Below are 18,871 nucleotides of genomic sequence, written 5' to 3'. Positions count from 1 at the left end.
CATCGGCGCGGGTCCGCGCGGCCCGTTCCGCGGCTTGTTCCCGGGTGATGGTGCGGGTGGCGCCCGGCGTGGTGCCCGGCGCCCACGTCAAGGTGCGCACCGGCACCGACGACCAGAAGTTCGGCCTGTCGATCACCGACGGCTCCGCGCAGCGCGCCGTGACCCGCATCCTCGACCAGCCGCACCTCGAACTCGTGGGCCTGTACTGCCACATCGGCTCGCAGATCGCCACCGCGAAGCCGTACGTCACCGTGGCCCGGAACTGGTCTAGACCGCGGGGAGAGGTCAAGGTCACAGCCACGTCCTCTGCTGCTCACCTGCGCTTTTGCCCTAGCATCCGAGCATGACGGTCCTGCCCGACGACGGGCTCTCGCTGGCCGCCGAGTTCCCTGACGCGACGCATGAGCAGTGGCAACGCCTGGTGGAGGGCGTACTGCGCAAGTCGGGCAAGGAAGTCTCGGGCGCCGCAGCGGAAGACGCCCTGTCCACCTCGCTGGAGGACGGACTCCGTGCCCGTCCCCTGTACACCGCCGACGACTCCGCGCCCGAGCCCGGCCTCCCCGGTTTCGCCCCCTTCGTCCGGGGCGGCCGCGCCGAGGGCAACACCCTCGGCGGCTGGGACGTACGCCAGCAGCACACGACCGGCGACAACGCCGCGGTCCTCGGCGACCTGGAGAACGGCGTCACCTCGCTGTGGCTGGTCACGGGCGAGCGCGGCATCCCGGTCGCGTCCCTCGGCGCCACCCTCGACGGCGTCTATCTCGACCTGGCGCCCGTCGCCCTCGACGCGGGAAGCGAAGTCGAGCCCGCGGCAGCCGAGTTGCTACGGCTGTACGAGGAGCGGGGCGTCGCGCCCGAAGCCGCCCGCGGCACCCTCGGCGCCGACCCGCTGGGCTTCGCGGCCCGCACCGGGAACGAGGGCTTCCCCTTCGCGCCCGTCGCCGCGCTCGCCCGGCGCTGCGCCGAGGGGTACCCGGGGCTGCGCGCGCTGACCGTGGACGCGTTGCCGTACCACGGGGCCGGCGGTTCGGCGGCGCAGGAGCTGGGCGCCTCGCTGGCGACCGGTGTGGCCTATCTGCGGGAGCTGACCGATGCGGGCCTGAGCGTCGAACAGGCCGTGGGGCAGCTGGAGTTCAGGTACGCGGCGACGGCCGACCAGTTCCTCACCATCGCCAAGCTGCGTGCCGCGCGCAGGCTGTGGGCACGTGTGGCCGAGGTGTGCGGGGCGCCGGGCGGGCAGGTGCAGCACGCGGTGACCTCGCCGGTGATGATGTCCCGCCGCGACCCGTGGGTGAACATGCTGCGCACGACGGTCGCGACGCTGGCCGCCGGGGTGGGCGGCGCCGAGTCCGTCACCGTGCTGCCCTTCGACCACGCGCTCGGCCTGCCGGACGCGTTCGCGCGCCGGATCGCCCGCAACACCTCGACGATCCTGGTCGAGGAGTCGCATCTGTACCGGGTGATCGACCCGGCGGGCGGCTCCTGGTACGTGGAGCGCCTCACGGACGAACTCGCCCACGCGGGCTGGGAGTTCTTCCAGCACATCGAGCAACAGGGCGGCCAGGCGGCCGCGTTGCGCTCGGGCCGCCTCCGCGAGGACCTCGCCACGACCTGGGCGGCCCGCAGCGCGAACCTCGCCAAGCGCCGCGAACCCATCACCGGCGTCAGCGAGTTCCCGAACCTCGCCGAACGCCTCCCGGAGCGCGCCCCCGCCCCCACAGCCCCGTCCGGCGGCCTGCCGCGCGTACGGCGCGACGAGTCGTACGAAGCCCTGCGCGCCCGCTCCGACGCGCACCGCGCGGCGACCGGCTCCCGCCCGCGCATCTTCCTGGCCGCGCTCGGCCCGGCCGCCGCGCACACCGCCCGCCTCACCTTCGCGTCGAACCTGTTCCAGGCGGGCGGCATCGAGCCCGTCACCGGGGGCGAGTTCACGGACAGCGGCGCGACCGAGGCCTGCCTGTGCTCAAGCGACGCGCTGTACGAGGAGCAAGCGGCTTCGGTCGCCGGGGAGTTGAGGTCGGCCGGTGCCGGGCACGTGTTCCTCGCGGGCCGCCCCGGGCAGTACTCCGGTGTCGACGCCTACGTCTTCGCGGGCTGTGACGCCGTAGCCGTACTCTCCGCCACCCTCGACCGCATGGGAGTGTCCTGATGGCAGCGATGGGGCGCATCCCCGACTTCTCCGGGATCGAGCTGGGGGCCCCGGCCGTCGAAGCCGGTACCGACGAGTGGCGCGACGCCGTGAAGAAGGCGGCGGGCGGCGACGACCTCCTGTGGGAGACCCCGGAGGGCATCACCGTCAAACCCCTGTACACCGGGCGGGACTTGGAGGGCCTGGACTTCCTGGGCACCTACCCGGGCATCGCGCCGTATCTGCGCGGCCCGTACCCGACGATGTACGTCAACCAGCCCTGGACGATCCGGCAGTACGCGGGTTTCTCCACGGCCGAGGAGTCCAACGCCTTCTACCGCCGCAACCTGGCGGCCGGCCAGAAGGGCCTGTCGGTCGCCTTCGACCTGCCCACGCACCGGGGGTACGACAGCGACCACCCGCGTGTGACCGGTGACGTCGGCATGGCAGGCGTGGCGATCGACTCGATCTACGACATGCGGCAGCTCTTCGACGGCATCCCGCTGGACAAGATGACCGTGTCGATGACGATGAACGGCGCGGTACTGCCCGTACTGGCCCTCTACATCGTGGCGGCGGAGGAACAGGGCGTACCGCCCGAGAAGTTGGCCGGGACCATCCAGAACGACATCCTCAAAGAGTTCATGGTCCGCAACACCTACATCTATCCGCCGAAGCCGTCGATGCGGATCATCTCCGACATCTTCGCCTACACCTCGCAGCGGATGCCCCGCTACAACTCCATCTCCATCTCCGGCTACCACATCCAAGAGGCGGGCGCGACGGCCGACTTGGAGCTGGCGTACACCCTCGCGGACGGGGTCGAGTACATCCGGGCGGGCCGGGAGGCGGGGATGGACGTGGACGCGTTCGCGCCCCGGCTGTCCTTCTTCTGGGCGATCGGCATGAACTTCTTCATGGAGATCGCGAAGATGCGGGCAGCCCGCCTCCTCTGGGCGAAACTGGTCAAACAGTTCGACCCGCAGAACGCCAAGTCCCTCTCCCTGCGCACCCATTCACAGACCTCGGGCTGGTCGCTGACAGCGCAGGACGTCTTCAACAACGTGACGCGCACCTGCGTGGAGGCGATGGCGGCAACCCAGGGCCACACCCAGTCACTCCACACCAACGCCCTGGACGAGGCCCTCGCGCTGCCCACCGACTTCTCGGCACGCATCGCCCGCAACACACAGCTGTTGATCCAGCAGGAGTCCGGCACGACCCGGGTGATCGACCCGTGGGGCGGCAGCGCGTACGTCGAGAAGCTGACCTACGACCTCGCCCGCCGCGCCTGGCAGCACATCGAGGAGGTCGAGGCGGCGGGCGGCATGGCCAAGGCCATCGACGCGGGCATCCCCAAGCTGCGCATCGAGGAGGCCGCGGCCCGCACCCAGGCCCGCATCGACTCCGGCCGTCAGCCGGTCATCGGCGTCAACAAGTACCGCGTGGAGACCGACGAGCAGATCGACGTCCTCAAGGTCGACAACTCCTCCGTACGCACCCAACAGATCGAGAAGCTACGGCGGTTGCGCGCCGAGCGCGACGAACAGGCCACCCAGGACGCGCTGCACGCCCTGACCCGGGCTGCCGAAAGCACGGGAAATCTCCTGGAGCTGGCGGTGAACGCGGCCCGCGCGAAGGCGACGGTCGGCGAGATCTCCGACGCGCTGGAGAAGGTGTACGGGCGGCACGCGAGCCAGATCCGTACGATCGCCGGTGTGTACCGCACCGAAGCCGGCGACTCCCCGTCCGTAGAACGCACCCGTGCCCTCGTGGCCGAGTTCGAGGAGTCCGAGGGACGCCGCCCGCGCATCCTGGTCGCCAAGATGGGCCAGGACGGCCACGACCGCGGCCAGAAGGTGATCGCCACCGCCTTCGCCGACCTCGGCTTCGACGTCGACGTCGGCCCGCTGTTCCAGACCCCCGGCGAGGTGGCCCGCCAGGCCGTGGAGGCCGACGTACACATCGTCGGAGTGTCGTCCCTCGCCGCCGGACACCTCACCCTCGTACCGGCGTTGAAGGAGTCCCTCGCCGAGGAGGGCCGCGAGGACATCATGATCGTGGTAGGCGGGGTGATCCCACCGCAGGACGTACCCACCCTCCTGGAGATGGGCGCGGCGGCCGTGTTCCCGCCCGGGACGGTGATCCCGGACGCGGCCCACGACCTGGTGCGGCGACTGGCCGCCGACCTCGGGCACACCCTGTGATCGAGGTCGACACCTATGTGAAGGGCGTACTAGACGGCAAGCGGGCCCTGGTGGCCCGCGCCATCACCCTCGTCGAGTCGACCAAGCCCCAACACCGGGTCATGGCCCAGGAGTTGCTGACCGAACTCCTCCCGCACAGCGGCCAGGCCCGGCGCATCGGCATCAGCGGCGTACCGGGCGTGGGCAAGTCGACGTTCATCGACGCCTTCGGCACCCTCCTCACCTCCCTCGGCTTCCGGGTCGCGGTGCTGGCGGTCGACCCGTCCTCCACACGGACGGGCGGCTCGATCCTCGGCGACAAGACCCGCATGGAACGCCTCTCCGTAGACCCGGCCGCCTTCGTCCGCCCCTCCCCCACCGCCGGCACCCTCGGCGGCGTCGCGAAGGCGACCCGCGAGTCCATCGTGGTGATGGAGGCGGCGGGCTACGACGTCGTCCTCGTCGAGACGGTAGGCGTAGGCCAGTCGGAAACCGCGGTCGCCAACATGGTCGACTCCTTCCTGCTGTTGACCCTGGCCCGCACCGGCGACCAACTACAGGGCATCAAGAAGGGCGTCCTGGAACTGGCGGACGTCATCGCCGTCAACAAGGCGGACGGCCCGCATGAGCGCGATGCGAAGAGCGCGGCACGGGAGTTGGCGGGCGCGCTCCGCCTGATGCACCCCGCCGACGCGGCCTGGACCCCACCTGTACTGAGCTGCAGCGCGCGCGAGGGCACCGGCCTGGACACGGTCTGGGAGCGCCTGGAACAACACCGTTCGCTGCTGGAGTCCACCGGCCGCCTGGCTGCGAAGCGCAGCGAGCAGCAGGTGGACTGGACGTGGACGATGGTCCGAGACGAACTCTTGGGGAGGCTGCGCTCCGATCCGGCAGTACGTGCTCTCGGCCCAGTGCTCGAACAGCAGGTCAGGGACGGCGAGTTGACAGCAACGCTGGCCGCAGAACAAATCCTGCGCGCATTCGGCACCCCGCCCAACTGAACCGACCTGCTTTTAGGGGCGCGGGGCTGTATCGATTTGCGGCTCCGCCGCGTGGGCGCGACCAGCCCCCACCGGGCCGGCACCCAAAAATCGACGCATCCGACCCCTACCCCGTAGGCTGGCCCGCGCAGCTGGTTCGCCCCGTCAGCCAGACGGACGCGTCGCAAGAGGGAACCCGGTGAAATTCCGGGACTGCCCCGCAGCGGTAAGCAGGAACGACCGCCGTCATACGCACTGGGCCCACACAGGACCTGGGAAGCGACGGCCAGTAGGTGTCCTCCGGTTCAAAAAGAGGACGTGCCCGCAAGTCCGAAGACCTGCCACCTGCCCGCACGCGAAGCATTCGCGCGCGGAATCCCGGTGACCTCGTGGGCAGGTCGGCGTACACACGGGCGGTCACCATCCCCCGGTCTACGAACCTTCGCGCCCACGTCCCGCCACCGGGATCCAGGGAGATATCTCGCGAAGGAGATTTCCGTGACACCGAAGTCCGCAGCCGCGGCAGCACGGGCAACCGTCTACGGCTACCCCCGCCAGGGCAGGGGCCGAGAACTCAAGAAGGCCATCGAGGGCTACTGGAAGGGCCGCGTCGACGCCGACGCCCTCCGGACCACCGCCGCCGAACTGCGCCGCGCGAACTGGCGGCAACTGGCGGACGCCGGCATCCACGAAGTACCGACCGGCGACTTCTCGTACTACGACCACGTCCTGGACACCAGCGTCATGGTCGGCGCGATCCCCGAACGGCACCGCGCCGCCGTCGAACTCGACGCGCTGGACGGGTACTTCGCGATGGCACGCGGCACGCAGGACGTGGCACCGCTGGAGATGACGAAGTGGTTCGACACCAACTACCACTACCTCGTGCCCGAGTTGGGCCCGGACACCGTCTTCACCACCGACTCCACCAAGCAGGTGACGGAGTTGAAGGAGGCCCTCGCCCTGGGCCTGACCGCCCGCCCGGTGCTCGTCGGCCCGGTCACCTACCTCCTGCTCGCCAAGCCCGCGCCCGGGGTGTCCGCGGACTTCGATCCGCTGACCCTCCTGGACCGGCTGCTGCCCGTGTACGCCGAGGTCCTCGCCGACCTGCGCGCGGCGGGCGCGGAGTGGGTGCAACTCGACGAACCCGCCCTCGTCCAGGACCGCGCCCCGGCCGAACTGAGCGCCACCGCCCGCACCTACCGCGCCCTCGGCGCCCTCACCGACCGGCCGAAGCTCCTGGTCGCCTCCTACTTCGACCGGCTCGGCGACGCGCTGCCGGTCCTCGCGAAGGCGCCCGTGGAGGGCCTCGCACTCGACTTCACCGAGTCCGCCGCCGCCAACCTGGACGCCCTCGCCGCCGTGGGCGGACTCCCCGGCAAGCGGCTGATCGCAGGGGTCGTCAACGGCCGCAACGTCTGGGTCGACGACCTCACCAAGTCCCTTGCCACACTGGGCACGTTGCTCGGTCTTGCCGACCGGGTCGACGTCGCCGCCTCCTGCTCCCTGCTCCACGTGCCGCTCGACGCCGCCGCCGAGCGGGACATCGAGCCGCAGATCCTGCGCTGGCTCGCGTTCGCGCGGCAGAAGACCGGCGAGATCGTCACGCTCGCCAAGGGCCTGGCCCAGGGCACCGACACGATCGCCGCCGAACTCGCCGCCAACCGCGCCGACCTGGCCTCCCGCGCCGGTTCGGCACTCACCAGCGACCCCGCCGTACGGGCCAGGGCCGCCGCGGTCACGGACGCCGACGCCCGCCGCTCCCAGCCGTACGACGAACGGACCGCGGCGCAGCGCGCGCGTCTCGGGCTGCCGCCGCTGCCGACGACCACGATCGGGTCGTTCCCGCAGACCGCCGAACTGCGTACCGCGCGGGCCGACTTGAGGGCGCGGCGGATCGACACGGCCGGTTACGAGGAGCGCGTCAAGGCGGAGATCGGCGAGGTCATCTCCTTCCAGGAGAAGACCGGTCTCGACGTCCTCGTGCACGGCGAACCCGAACGCAACGACATGGTCCAGTACTTCGCCGAGCAGCTCACCGGCTGTCTCGCCACGCAGCACGGCTGGGTCCAGTCGTACGGCACCCGTTACGTCCGCCCGCCGATCCTGGCCGGCGACATCTCCCGCCCCGAACCGATGACGGTGCGCTGGACGACGTACGCCCAGTCCCTCACCTCACGTCCGGTCAAGGGCATGCTCACCGGGCCGGTCACCATGCTCGCCTGGTCCTTCGTCCGCGACGACCAGCCGCTCGGCGACACCGCCCGGCAGGTCGCCCTCGCCCTGCGCGAGGAGGTCAACGACCTTGAGGCGGCCGGGACTTCGGTCATCCAGGTCGACGAACCCGCGCTGCGCGAGACCCTGCCGCTGCGCGCGGCGGACCGGGAGGCGTATCTCGCCTGGGCCACGGAGGCGTTCCGGCTGACCACCGCCGGCGTCCGTCCGGAGACGCAGGTCCACACGCACATGTGCTACGCCGAGTTCGGCGACATCGTGCAGGCCATCGACGACCTCGACGCGGACGTCATCAGCCTGGAGGCGGCCCGCTCGCACATGCGGGTCGCGCGAGAGCTGGCTGAGCACGGCTATCCGCGCGAGGCGGGACCGGGTGTCTACGACATCCACTCCCCGCGCGTGCCGAGCACGGCCGAGGCAGCGGGCTTGCTGCGCAAGGGACTTGAGGCCATCCCGGCGGAGCGGCTGTGGGTCAACCCGGACTGCGGGCTGAAGACCCGCGGCTGGCCCGAGACCCGCGCGTCCCTGGAGAACCTGGTCGCCGCGGCCCGCACGGTCCGTGAGGAGCTGGCCGGGTCCTGACCCGGTGCTGGTGGGGCGGCCGGGAGGATCACCCTCCCGGCCGCCCCGGCCCCGAGGTGCACGCGAGACGATGTCCACCCCCGCCCGGAGAACTGGAGCGCCGAAGTGACCAGCCGCATCACCTTGATCTCGCCGGCGATGAACCGTTCCCTGCGGGAGACCCGGTTCGACGACGGCAGCCCGCTCGATCCGAGCGGTGCGGCTCGCGCCGAGTCCGCCGCCGGCTCGCTCGGGGCGGCCGACCGGGTGCTGGTCTCCCCCACCGTGCGCTGCCGCGAAACGGCGTCCGCGCTCGGTCTCCCGGCCGTGCCGGAGCCGGAGTTGGCGGGTCTCGACATGGGCCGTTGGCGGGGCCTGACCCTCGACGAGGTGATGACCCGGGAGCCGGACGCGCTGACGTCCTGGCTGTCGGACCCGGACGCGGCGCCCCACGGCGGGGAGTCGGTGCGGACCTTGTGCGAGCGGGCCGCCCGCTGGCTGGAGGCGTCGGCGGAGTTCGAGGGCAGGACCCTGGCGGTGGTCGAGCAGGAGATCGTACGGGCTCTGGCGGTCACGATCCTCGGCGCGGCCGGGTCCGCCTTCTGGCGGCTCGACGTGGCACCACTGACCGCGACCGACCTCAGCGGACGGTCCGGGCGATGGAATCTGCGGCTCGGGCGGGCGCTGGGGCCGGAGCCCGAACACCACTGACACGCTACGGGAGTTGACCGCTCGGGATGCGCGTGAACTGCGGGGTCGCGGGTCAGCTGCGGCGGCCGGACATCGTCTTGATACGTGCTGTCGCCGTGGCCACCGCGACCTGCTTGCCGTCGGGGTTGAGGAGTTCGCCCGACAGGAAGCACACCTCGTTGCCCCGGTGGACGACCCGGCCGCGCCCGACGAGTCGGCCCGGTCCGGCCGGCCGTAGGAACTGCACGTGAAGGTCGAGGGTGGGGGCGAACTGGCCCGCGGGAAGGGTCGCCACCAGTGCCGGGCCCAGCGTGTCGTCGAGCATGGCGGCCAGGAATCCGCCCTGGACGACCCCCACCGGGTTGAGGAACTGTTCCGTGGCCTGGAACGCCACCTCGATGGTCCCCTGGTCGGGATCGACCGCGATCATCTCCCAGCCCAGTGTCCTCGCCGCGGCCGGCGCCGGTGCCCGGCCGGCCAGGACGTCCCAGAAGGGGCCGCGCCGCTCCTCGTGTGTGCTCATGAGGGGACCCTACTCGGGCGTGTCCCCGTCCTCACCGAGGGCGATCACCTCGTCCACCTCCCGCTCACGGACTGCCAGTTCGCTCGCGTAGCGCTCTCGGTCCACCGCCTCGGCGATCTCCTCGTCCTGGCGCATGAGAGCTTCGAGATCGCCCTTGGCGTTGTCGAGGATGCCCATCGCGCCGTAGGCCTCCCGCACCTTCCCGCCCCACAGGCCGATGTCCTTCACGCAGGGCACCACGCGGCTGAACAGCAGTGACTGGTAGAGCTGGTACATCTCGGAGTTGTCGACGAACTCCATGCACTCGTCGAGCGGCAGGCCGAGCTGTTCGTAGACCTCCTTGCCCTTGAACCGGTCGCGCAGCAGGTAGCAGCCCTCCACGACGAACTCCTCGCGCTCGGCGCGCTCCTTGGAGGTCAGTTCGGCGTAGTAGTCCTTCAACGCGAGGCGTCCGAAGGCGACATGGCGTGCCTCGTCCTGCATGACGTAGGCGAGGAGTTGCTTGACCAGCGGGTTGGTCGACACGTCGCGGAAGAGGCCGAAGGCGGCGAGCGCCAGGCCTTCGATGAGTACCTGCATGCCGAGGTACGGGAGGTCCCAGCGAGCGTCCTGCAGCGACTCGGCCAGCAGTTTGGCCAGGTCCTGGTTGATCGGGTAGTGCATCCCGACCTTCTCGCGCAGGAACCGCGTGTACAGCTCCACGTGCCGGGCCTCGTCCATGGTCTGGGTGGCGGCGTAGAACTTGGAGTCCATGTCCGGCACCGACTCGACGATGCGTGCCGACACGTTCAGTGCGCCCTGCTCGCCGTGGAGGAACTGGCTGAAGAGCCACGCCCCTTGGTGGCGGTTGAACTCGTTGCGCTCCTTCTGGGTCATCCGGTCCCAGATGGGCGAGCCGAACAGCGGGTTGAACTGCTCGGGCAGGCCCGCCGCGTCGTCCGGGTCGACCTCCAGGTCCCAGTCGATGCGCGACTGGGCGTCCCACTGCTTGTCCTTGCCTTTCTGGTACAGGTTGAGCAGCCGGTCCCGGCCGTCGTCGTATTCCCAGGAGAAGCGCGTGCTCCCGGCCATGGGAACGTTCCAGATCTCCCTCGGCGGGGGCGTTACGTAGAAATCGAAACTACTCACTGCTAAACCAACCTCCGAGAGGGAGACGTATGGTCGCGTTGGTGGAGGCTAGGTGACGCGTCTCCCGCCGGTCAATGCCGTCGGCTCATTTCACAGGATCGCGGGGAAATAATCCAGAGCCATTACGGATCGCGGAATCAGAAATTCCGATCCAGCGGCTCTAATTCTCTTTTGATGCCGTGACCAGCAAGTCCGTGCCGGAGTCCGGTATTTCCTGCCGGAACTCACTTGACGCGGCGTCAGAGCCCGACCAACCTTGACTGACGTCAGCGGCCTGAACCCCGTACGACGAGCCGCCGGCATCCGCGATCCTGCCCGGGCGCCCGAAGGTGTCCGCGATGAGATGGGGAGCGTCCCGCACTTGTCCGATACGGATACAAGGGAAGAGACCGTCTACGACCGCCTCGGCCCCCGGCCGCCTGTGGCCGAAATGATCAATTGGACCCTGCTCGACCTCGACAAGCAGGCACAGACCATTCACCTTTCCTTCACCGCGACCGACAACTTCACCAATCCGGGGGGAACGGTCCACGGCGGGTTCATATCCGCGATGCTGGACGAATGCATGGGTTCGGCGGTCGTCGGCCTGACCGAGGCTCAGTTCCTTCCGGTCACCATCTCCATGACCACCGACTTCATCAGGCCGGTACTTCCGGGTGAGATCTTCGGCGAGGGCCATATCACGTCGATGGGTGCGAAATCGGCCTTCCTCGAAGGCAGGCTCATGGACGCGGAGGGGCGCGTCCTGGCCCGCTGCGTCGGCAGCTTCCGCCTCCTGCCCTTCCCGGGCGGCGCGAAGGGGTGATGCGGTCCTCCGGCAGAACTTCCGTGCGTCAGGCTCCCGATGAAAGGCACGCGCCTCATGACCAACTTCGAGAAACTCCTCGCCGCGACGGAGCACGACTTCAAGGTGGAGATCGAGCAGAACCCGCTGCTCGAAGTGGTGGCCGGCGGAAAGATGAGGCCGGAGCACTACGTCAGCTATCTGCGGGAGACCTACCACATGGTCCGGCACACCTCCCGGATGCTGTCGCTGGCCGGTGCCCGGCTCGGCGACGAGTACCGCGGGCTGCGGGACTGGTTCTTCGAGCAGGTCCAGGAGGAGAACAACCACGACCTGTTCTGCGTCAAGGATCTCAAGCAGCTCGGCGAGGATCCCGACGTCGTGCTCGCGATACCGCCGAAGCCCGGGTCCTGGGGGCTCGTCTCGCAGAACTACTACATGGCGACCTACGGCAGCCCGCTCGGAATTCTCGGCGTGGCCAGCCTCACCGAGGGACTCGGCGCGGAACTCGGCGGCTCCATGGCCCAGATCCTCAAAGAGACATACGGCCTGAAGCCCAGTCAGGTGACATTCATCCACAGCCACGCCGGATTCGACGCGAAGCACATCGAGGAGGTCAAGGAAGCCGTCAACAACCTCCTCGTCAAGGAGACCGACCTGGACGAGGTCATTCAGGGGCGGCGGATGACGATTCACTACTACAGCCAGATGTTCAAGGACGTGCTCGCGGACGCGGCATAACCAGCAGGGGAGGGGACTTGCAGCTCACCCACAAGGACGTTCTGGCGAATCAGGACATGGACGCGCCCGTCACGTACTTCGCCTCACCCAAGGACGAAGACGTCCTCCGTGAAGTGCGTAAATACCACACCTCGGAAATCGCGAACGTACATGAACTCCGCGAGTACAGCGACTTCCTGGAACAGGCGCTCAAGCCGCTCGGGCTCTTCAGCGAGGACTTCCTTCCCAGGGAGTCGTCCGAGTGCTACAAAGTCACCTTCCACGGCCAGCTCGTGGCCATCTTCAGACTGACGCCCGCAGCGCCCGGATCGCCTTTCCACCGAACGATCCCGGGCGCCTCCGGGAAAAAGATCCTCGAAGTCAACAACGTTGCCGTGGAGCAGTCCTACAAGGGTGATCTCCTGCTGGGGATCATCATGAAGAACTGCGCTCTGCTGTCCCATGTGAAAGGGTACGACTTCGTCGCCGGTCTCATCAGATACGAAATCCTGCCGATGTTCACGGACTTCGGCACGATCCCCGTCCGCCATGACCCGTTCCATGTTCTGGGGGACGAGGACGTGCACGACTTCGTCACGTACTTCATGACGGACAGCAGGGAACACATCGACTATGCGATCTCCCGCAGCTACCACTATTTCCACCGGAAGGTCACCATGCGGGGAATCGCGGCGGACGTGGACCGGCTGAAGCAGCGTACGACCGAAGCCGTGGGGAGCTGAACGGTGCCCGGCGACCGGCAGCCACCCGCCCGCATCCGCCTCCTGGGATTCGTCGTGCAGGCCATGGCCGCGAAGTCGATATGCGCCGCGGCCGAGTTGGGGCTCCCCGACCTGCTCGCCGAGCGACCACGGACCAGCGGTGAGCTCGCCGAGCGGACCGGGGCACACGGCCCGTCCCTGCACCGGCTGCTGCTGGCTCTGACAGCACTGGGAGTGGTCACCCGGACGGGGGACGACTCCTTCGCGCTGTCGGAGGCCGGTCAGCCCCTCAGGACGGGTGCACCCGACTCCGTCAGCGGGTTGATACGGACCATGTGCGGTCCCGAAGTCTGGCGCAGCTGGGGGGAGTTGGTGCCCGGCATCCGGACCGGGAAGACCCCCTGGGAGCTGGCGCACGGCGTCGGGTGGGCCGCGTACTACGCGAGCCATCCCGAAGCCTCGGCGATCTTCAACCTGGCCATGTCCGAGAACACCCGTGACCTGGTGCGGGGCATCCTCGCGTCCGTCGACTTCACCGGCTGCCGGACCGTCGTCGACGTCGGTGGCGGCGACGGCACCCTCATGGCGCAGATCCTTCGGGCTCACCCCGGACTGGAGGGCGTGGTCTACGACATGCCGTCCGGCCTCGACGCGGCGGAAGGCACACTCGCCGAGGCCGGCGTCGCCTCGCGCTGCCGCACGGTGAGCGGGGACTTCTTCCAGTCCGCGCCCGCGGGCTGCGACGCCTATCTGCTGAAGCAGGTGCTGCACGACTGGACCGACGAGGAGTCCATCGCGATCCTCCGCACCATCCGCGCCGCGGTCCCCGGCCACGGACGGGTGCTGATCCTGGAGCGTGCGCTTCCCGAACAGGTCACCCCCGGAAGCCGCAGCGATGCCACCGCACTGCTGCTCGACCTCCACATGCTGGCCGTCACCGGTGGCCGGGAACGGACGGAACGGCAGTTCCAGCGCCTGCTTGAGGACGCCGGCTTCAAGCCGACCCGTGCGGCGCCGGTTCCCGGCTCCGACTTCCTCGTCGTGGAAGCAACTCCGGCCTGACAGAACAGAAGGTGTCGATCATGGCTCAGGCAAGTGGCTCCGCCCTCCTGGACGGCCGGACGATCCTGGCCAACGCCCGTGCGGTCGCGCCGGTGCTGCGCGAGGAGGCCGCGGCGGGCGAGCAGGGCCGCAGGCTGACGGACCGGGCCGTCGAGGCGCTGCGTTCGACGGGTGTGTTCCGCATGCCGATGCCTCGGGCGTGGGGCGGCCCGGAGGTCGACATCCGCACCCAGACGGAGATCGTGGAGGAACTGTCGGCGGCGGACGGCGCGGCCGGCTGGTGCGCCATGATCGGGTCGGACGGCGGCTTCTACACCTCCGCGCTGGACGACGAGGTGGGCCGCAAGCTGTATCCCGACCTCGACGCGATCACGGCCGGCTGGATCGTGCCGGCCGGGAAGCTGCACCGGATCGACGGCGGCTACCGGCTGGAGGGCCGCTGGCAGTTCGGCAGCGGGTGCACGCACGCGGACATCATGATCGGCGGCGCGGTCGTGTACGAGAACGGCGAACCCGCGTTGACCGACGAGGGCCGGCCGGAGACCCGCGTGGCGATGCTCCCGGCCCGGGAGTTCGAGATCCTCGACACCTGGCACACCACAGGACTCGCGGGCAGCGGCAGCCACGACTACCGGATCGGGGGCACCTTCGTCCCCGCCGAGCAGACGTTCCGCTTCCGCGACCTGCGCGAGCGGCGCCGTGAGGGGGTCCTCTACGGCTGGACGGGCATGTTCTTCGCGAACGTCCCCGGGGTGCCGCTCGGCATCGCCCGCGCCGCGCTGCGGGATGCCGAGGAGATCCTGGCCACCAAGCTCGCCATGCCCGAGATGCGGCCGGCGAAGGAGGACCCGCGGGTGCGCGCGGGATTCGCCCAGGCCCATGCTCTGGTGGGCTCGGCACGCAGCTACATGTACGGCGTGCTCGACGAACTCTGGTCGGTGCTGGAGGCCGGCGACGAGCCGTCGCCGCGTCTGCGGGCGTCGCTCGTCGGCGCGTACGTGCACACGATCCGAAGCTGCCGTGACGGTGTGCGCCTGCTCGCGGACACCGTGGGGAGCGCCTCCGTCTACCGCCGCTGCCCGATCGAGCGGCAGCTGCGCGACCTCACGACGATCAGCCAGCACATCATGGGCCAGCCCAAGATCATGGAGATGGCCGGCGCGCTGTGGCTGGGGGTCGACCGCGCGCTGACCAGGAATCCGCTCACGGCCGAGGGGCTGATCTGAGTCACCAGGTGAGGTGCAGGGCGTACGGGGAACGGTGGATCATCGTCGGCCGCATGGTGACCGGACGGCCCTCCGCCAGCCGCAACCCGGGCAGTCGGCGGGTCAACTCCTCCAGGGTGAGCCGGAGTTGCTCGCGGGCGAGCTGGGAACCCGGGCAACTGTGCGCACCCAGGCCGAAGGCGAGGTGGCGGCCCGGGGCGCGAGTGATGTCGAACGCGCCGGCGCGTTCGTGCCGTTTCTCGTCCCGGTTGGCCGCGCCGAAAGCGACGAACAGCGCTGCCCCGGCGGGGAGTTCGGTACCGGCGAAGGTGAGCGGCCGGGTGGTGACCCGGCGGAAGCCCTGGAGTGCGGTGTCGTAGCGGGCCGCCTCCTCGATCACCGCGGGGATGCGGTCGGGCTCGGCACACAGCAGCTCCCACTGAGCCGGGTGCCGGAGGAGATGCAGGACGGTCGTGCCGATGAGCGCGGTGGTGGTGAGGTGACCGGCGATGAGCAAGTTCTGGAGATGGGCGACGAGTTGGTGCCGGTGCTCCAGGGTCAGGTCGCCGTCCTCCTCCTCGGTCACCGAGGCGATCAGTTCCGTACCGAGGTCCTGGCGGGGGTGTGCGTGGCGCTCCTGTACGTAGCGGTCGAGGGTGCGCTGCATCGCGACGACGTCCTCGGCCGCGGCGATCTGCTCGTCCTCCTCCAGCGGGCGGAAGAGCAACTCCTCGGCGCGGTGGCCCCCGTGGACGACTCCGGGTACGTCGGCGGGGTCGAGACCGACGATCCTGCCGACGACCTCACCGGGCAGCCGCCTGGCGTACGCCGACATCAACTCGACGTGCCTGTCCTTGGTGAACGCGTCGACCAGGGCAGCGGCGCGCTCGGCGGCGTACGGGAGGACGGCCGCGACCCGGGACGGCGAGAGGCCGCGGACGATCGGTGCGCGCAACTGCTGATGCCGCACGCCGTCCGCGGTGACGACGACGGGCCGCCCGCCGAATCCGCCGCCGAGGACGGCGAGCGCGGCGGGCGCCGGCAGCACGTCGGGCCGTAGGGCCATCGACGAGGAGAAGTCCTCGGGGCGGCGCAGGACTTCGCGTACGTCGGCGTCCCGGGCGACGAGCCAGGCGTCGAGTTCGGCGAGGTGGATGAGCCCCTCGGTCTGCCGTGCCCGGGTGTAGAGCGGGTAGGGGTCGCGCTGCAAGTCGTCGAGCCTGGCGTGCAGTTCGCGGTCCACGGGACACCCTCCGGCCGATGGCGTGATGCGGTGCGGTGCGGGTCGGGCTCATCGTGCCGTAGGGGTGTCCGGGTGCGGTAGGGAACTTCCGGGCAGCGACGGCAAGTTGGTCAGAACACGATGGTCCAGCCCTCCCGTGCGGCCTGGTCGGCGGTGTACGAGACGCCGTGCACCTTGAGGCCGTTGGCGTCGAGGAGGGTGATCTCGCCGCCCTGGTTGCCGAGTTGGACGCCATCCGTGAGCGGGACGAGCAGGGTGGCACCCGGGGCGAAGGGGCCGGGCGGTACCGCGCAGGAGTGGCCGAGCCGGTCCCGGACGCGCCAGCCGGTCGGGTCGAGCGGGTCGGGCGAGGCGTTGAGAAGGGTGACGCTCTCCGCTTCGGGCGCCGGGCCACGGGGGTTGACCAGGGCCGCCACGACCCGCACGGGCTGCCCGCCGGGCTCGTTGCGCGAACCGTCGGTGCCCTCCAGCGTGTGGCCGGTGGTGTCGTCGGTGTGCCAGGACTGGCTCTGGAAGGCGAGGAAGATGCCGACCCAGCGGGACTGGGCCGGGAAGTGGATGAGGAGGCCGCCGTCCTGCCAGACCCCGTCGTCGCCGCTGAAGCGGCGACTGTTGCCCTGGTTCATGTGGATGTCGTGGACGCCGTTGCCCGGCAGGAAGCCGAACACCTTGTCCTTGACGGTCGGTTCGGGGCCGAAGCGCTCGCCGAAGACGTACAGCCGGGCGTCCGGGTCGTCCACCGCGCGTCGTACGTAGTGGTCGAGGAGGTCGGCGAGGTCGTTGTCGGGGCCGCTCGCGTCCGGCGGCAGGGTGCGCAGCTGCGCCGGGTCGAAGAGGTTGCCGCGCACGAAGTCGAGGTTCGGGCCGCCGGGTCCGGGCAGCAGAGTGTTCCAGCCGCTCGGAAGGCCCTCCAGGCGTGCGGTGACCGGGTGTTGGAAGTCCTCGCTGATGAGGTAGAGCAGCTCGGAGGGCTGCTCGGCGGACAGGACGTTCACGGCGGCCCGGAAATGTGTGCCCGAGTCGTCCGTGAGATGGATCTGGTAGTGCGGTGTACCGGCGGCGCCCTCGCGCCTCGTGTCGACCGCGCGCGTGATCAGTACGCCGTAGGCCTTCAGTGGCATGACGACCAACTCCCCCTGCGGGCAGGCGGGATGCCCACCCATGGGACAAAGCGTAGGGGGGAGGCGCCCGCTCCGGCCGCGTCGCGGGGAAACTCGGGGCGGCCGTCCGGTGTACGTCTGCGTACCTGTGAACCGCTAGGCCAAGGGTGTGAGCCGCCGGTGAAAGTACCGTCGATCAAGAAGCGTTCTCTACGATCCACACATGGTCAACTTCCGTCTCGAACGCACGGCTCCGCTTCCCCTTGAGGAGGCGTGGCGCCGGTTGACGGAGTGGCCACGCCACGCCGATGTGGTCCCGCTGACCCGGGTCACCGTGGTCACTCCCCCGCCGACCCGCGAGGGCACGGTCTTCGTGGCCCGCACCGGGCTCGGCCCGCTCGGTTTCGACGACCGCATGGAGGTCACCGTGTGGCGCCCGCCGACGGACGACGAGCCGGGTCTGGTCCGCCTGGAGAAGCGGGGGCGGATCGTCACCGGCTGGGCGGAGATCGAGGTGCGGCCGGGTCCTGGGGGCCGTAGCCGCGTGGTGTGGGAGGAGGAGTTGCGGGTCCGCTTCTTGCCGCGTCTCTTCGACGGGCCCCTGCGGTTGGCGGCGCGGTCGATGTTCGGGCGGGCGGTGAACGGGCTGCTGAGACGGGCGTGAGGGTCTCTGTCCGTGCGGCTGGTCGGCCGGCCTCAGCCCTACGCCCTGCCACCCGGCCGGCGGCCTCAGTCCTTCCGGCCGGTCACCGCGACCGTCACGCCCAGGCCGATCATCGTGAGCCCCCCGACCCCGCCCACCGCGGACAACCGCCGCGGTGACCGTGCGAACCAGTTCCTGGCCGTGGACGCGACCAGCCCCCACACGCTGTCGGAGACCACGGCGATGAGGTTGAAGACCAGACCGAGCAGCAGCATCTGGCTGGTCACGTGGCCCTGTTCGCGGTCCACGAACTGGGGCAGTACGGCGGCGAAGAACACGATCGTCTTGGGGTTGGCCACCCCGACGGCGAACCCCTCCCACAGCGTGCGCAGCCCGCTGTGCGGGACCACCTCCTCACCCGCGAACGCGGCCCGCAGCGACCCGCGTTGGCGCCACGCCTTCACCCCGAGGTACACCAGGTACGCGGCACCGGCGAGCTTCAGTGCCGTGAAGACGAGCACCGAGCGCTCCACCAGCGAACCGACGCCGAGCGCGACCGCCACGACGAGCAGATAGGCGCCGAGCGTGTTGCCCACCACGGTGGTCAGCGCCGCCCGGCGGCCGTGGGCCAGCGCCCGTCCGATCACGAACAGCACGCTCGGGCCGGGGACGATGATCAACAGGAAGGACAGCGCCGCGAAGGCGGCAAGTCGGTCGGTGGACACCATGGGGCCATGGAAGAGGGGGGCACCCCGGGCCCGCAACTCATTTCCGGGTGTCCCGAGGCCGATGCGCGGTGAGCGGAGTGAACGCCCTAGGGTGATGCCCCCTAGTGTGATGACTCTGAACGGCCCTCCGGGGCACGGGAATCAGGGAAGGTGACCAGCGACATGTCGCTTCGCCCCGGGGACACGGAGTCGATCGGCGGTTACGCGCTGGTCGACCGGCTCGGCAGCGGCGG

17 protein-coding genes and 1 riboswitch are annotated in these 18,871 nt (G+C 69.9%); of the genes, 12 read left to right on the top strand and 5 right to left on the bottom strand.

Features of this window, described 5'->3' with window-relative positions:
- The first annotated feature begins 56 nt into the window (after positions 1-56).
- The 6 genes from AC31A1_RS11780 (at position 57) to AC31A1_RS11755 (ending at position 8,801) form a co-directional block, all read left to right on the top strand.
- Entirely contained in the window at positions 57-347 is a 291-nt protein-coding gene (locus AC31A1_RS11780) for a hypothetical protein (protein ID WP_489653221.1), read from the top strand.
- Complete coding sequence (locus AC31A1_RS11775; RefSeq protein WP_489653220.1) at positions 344-2,149, top strand: methylmalonyl-CoA mutase family protein; 1,806 nt, start codon at positions 344-346, stop codon at positions 2,147-2,149. The genes AC31A1_RS11780 and AC31A1_RS11775 overlap by 4 nt, the downstream gene beginning before the upstream one ends.
- Complete coding sequence (scpA, locus tag AC31A1_RS11770) at positions 2,149-4,335, top strand: methylmalonyl-CoA mutase (RefSeq protein ID WP_489653219.1); 2,187 nt, start codon at positions 2,149-2,151, stop codon at positions 4,333-4,335. Before AC31A1_RS11775 ends, scpA begins: the two co-directional genes overlap by 1 nt.
- Positions 4,332-5,315, top strand: coding sequence for a methylmalonyl Co-A mutase-associated GTPase MeaB (gene meaB, locus AC31A1_RS11765; RefSeq protein ID WP_489653218.1), 984 nt, complete (start codon positions 4,332-4,334; stop codon positions 5,313-5,315). Before scpA ends, meaB begins: the two co-directional genes overlap by 4 nt.
- A 115-nt stretch (positions 5,316-5,430) precedes the next feature.
- Positions 5,431-5,654: riboswitch (cobalamin riboswitch) on the top strand.
- Between the two features lie 138 nt (positions 5,655-5,792).
- Positions 5,793-8,111, top strand: coding sequence for a 5-methyltetrahydropteroyltriglutamate--homocysteine S-methyltransferase (gene metE / locus AC31A1_RS11760; protein ID WP_489653217.1), 2,319 nt, complete (start codon positions 5,793-5,795; stop codon positions 8,109-8,111).
- 105 nt (positions 8,112-8,216) lie between these two features.
- Complete coding sequence (locus AC31A1_RS11755; protein ID WP_489653216.1) at positions 8,217-8,801, top strand: histidine phosphatase family protein; 585 nt, start codon at positions 8,217-8,219, stop codon at positions 8,799-8,801.
- 52 nt (positions 8,802-8,853) lie between these two features.
- On the opposite strand, the gene AC31A1_RS11750 is transcribed toward AC31A1_RS11755, so the two are convergent.
- Positions 8,854-9,303 (bottom strand): PaaI family thioesterase, encoded by a 450-nt coding sequence (locus AC31A1_RS11750; protein ID WP_489653215.1) that lies wholly within the window; start codon positions 9,301-9,303, stop codon positions 8,854-8,856.
- Positions 9,304-9,312: 9 nt separating this feature from the next.
- Complete coding sequence (locus tag AC31A1_RS11745) at positions 9,313-10,431, bottom strand: ferritin-like domain-containing protein (protein ID WP_489653214.1); 1,119 nt, start codon at positions 10,429-10,431, stop codon at positions 9,313-9,315.
- Positions 10,432-10,687: 256 nt separating this feature from the next.
- Between AC31A1_RS11745 and AC31A1_RS11740 the strand changes: the two genes are divergently transcribed.
- Genes AC31A1_RS11740 through AC31A1_RS11720 form a run of 5 tightly spaced genes read left to right on the top strand, consistent with a single transcriptional unit; the run spans position 10,688 to position 14,945 of the window.
- Positions 10,688-11,236, top strand: a complete 549-nt coding sequence (locus tag AC31A1_RS11740) for a PaaI family thioesterase (RefSeq protein ID WP_489653213.1) — start codon at positions 10,688-10,690, stop codon at positions 11,234-11,236.
- Positions 11,237-11,293: 57 nt separating this feature from the next.
- A complete protein-coding gene (locus AC31A1_RS11735) occupies positions 11,294-11,956 on the top strand; it encodes an iron-containing redox enzyme family protein (protein ID WP_489653212.1) in 663 nt (220 codons plus the stop codon).
- A 17-nt stretch (positions 11,957-11,973) separates the two neighbouring features.
- A complete protein-coding gene (locus AC31A1_RS11730; protein ID WP_489653211.1) occupies positions 11,974-12,678 on the top strand; it encodes a hypothetical protein in 705 nt (234 codons plus the stop codon).
- 3 nt (positions 12,679-12,681) lie between these two features.
- The gene (locus AC31A1_RS11725; protein ID WP_489653210.1) at positions 12,682-13,719 is read left to right on the top strand and encodes a methyltransferase; all 1,038 of its coding nucleotides are present in this window, start codon (positions 12,682-12,684) and stop codon (positions 13,717-13,719) included.
- A 20-nt stretch (positions 13,720-13,739) separates the two neighbouring features.
- Positions 13,740-14,945 carry an acyl-CoA dehydrogenase family protein gene (locus AC31A1_RS11720; RefSeq protein WP_489653209.1) on the top strand — a complete coding sequence of 402 codons (1,206 nt, stop codon included), beginning with the start codon at positions 13,740-13,742 and terminating at the stop codon, positions 14,943-14,945.
- A gap of 1 nt (position 14,946) precedes the next feature.
- Here AC31A1_RS11720 and AC31A1_RS11715 read toward each other — a convergent pair whose 3' ends face one another.
- On the bottom strand, positions 14,947-16,167 hold the full coding sequence (locus tag AC31A1_RS11715) for a cytochrome P450 (RefSeq protein ID WP_489653208.1): 1,221 nt from the start codon (positions 16,165-16,167) through the stop codon (positions 14,947-14,949).
- A 110-nt stretch (positions 16,168-16,277) separates the two neighbouring features.
- Positions 16,278-17,288, bottom strand: coding sequence for a DUF2278 family protein (locus AC31A1_RS11710; RefSeq protein ID WP_489653235.1), 1,011 nt, complete (start codon positions 17,286-17,288; stop codon positions 16,278-16,280).
- 202 nt (positions 17,289-17,490) lie between these two features.
- Between AC31A1_RS11710 and AC31A1_RS11705 the strand changes: the two genes are divergently transcribed.
- On the top strand, positions 17,491-17,931 hold the full coding sequence (locus tag AC31A1_RS11705) for an SRPBCC family protein (RefSeq protein WP_489653207.1): 441 nt from the start codon (positions 17,491-17,493) through the stop codon (positions 17,929-17,931).
- 65 nt (positions 17,932-17,996) lie between these two features.
- Here AC31A1_RS11705 and AC31A1_RS11700 read toward each other — a convergent pair whose 3' ends face one another.
- On the bottom strand, positions 17,997-18,638 hold the full coding sequence (locus tag AC31A1_RS11700; protein WP_489653206.1) for a LysE family translocator: 642 nt from the start codon (positions 18,636-18,638) through the stop codon (positions 17,997-17,999).
- Between the last annotated feature and the right edge of the window lie 233 nt (positions 18,639-18,871).

The organism is Streptomyces sp. P5F9 (assembly GCF_057961495.1).
Note: the sequence above shows the minus strand (reverse complement) of the source record. Positions and strands in the feature narration are given on the sequence as shown.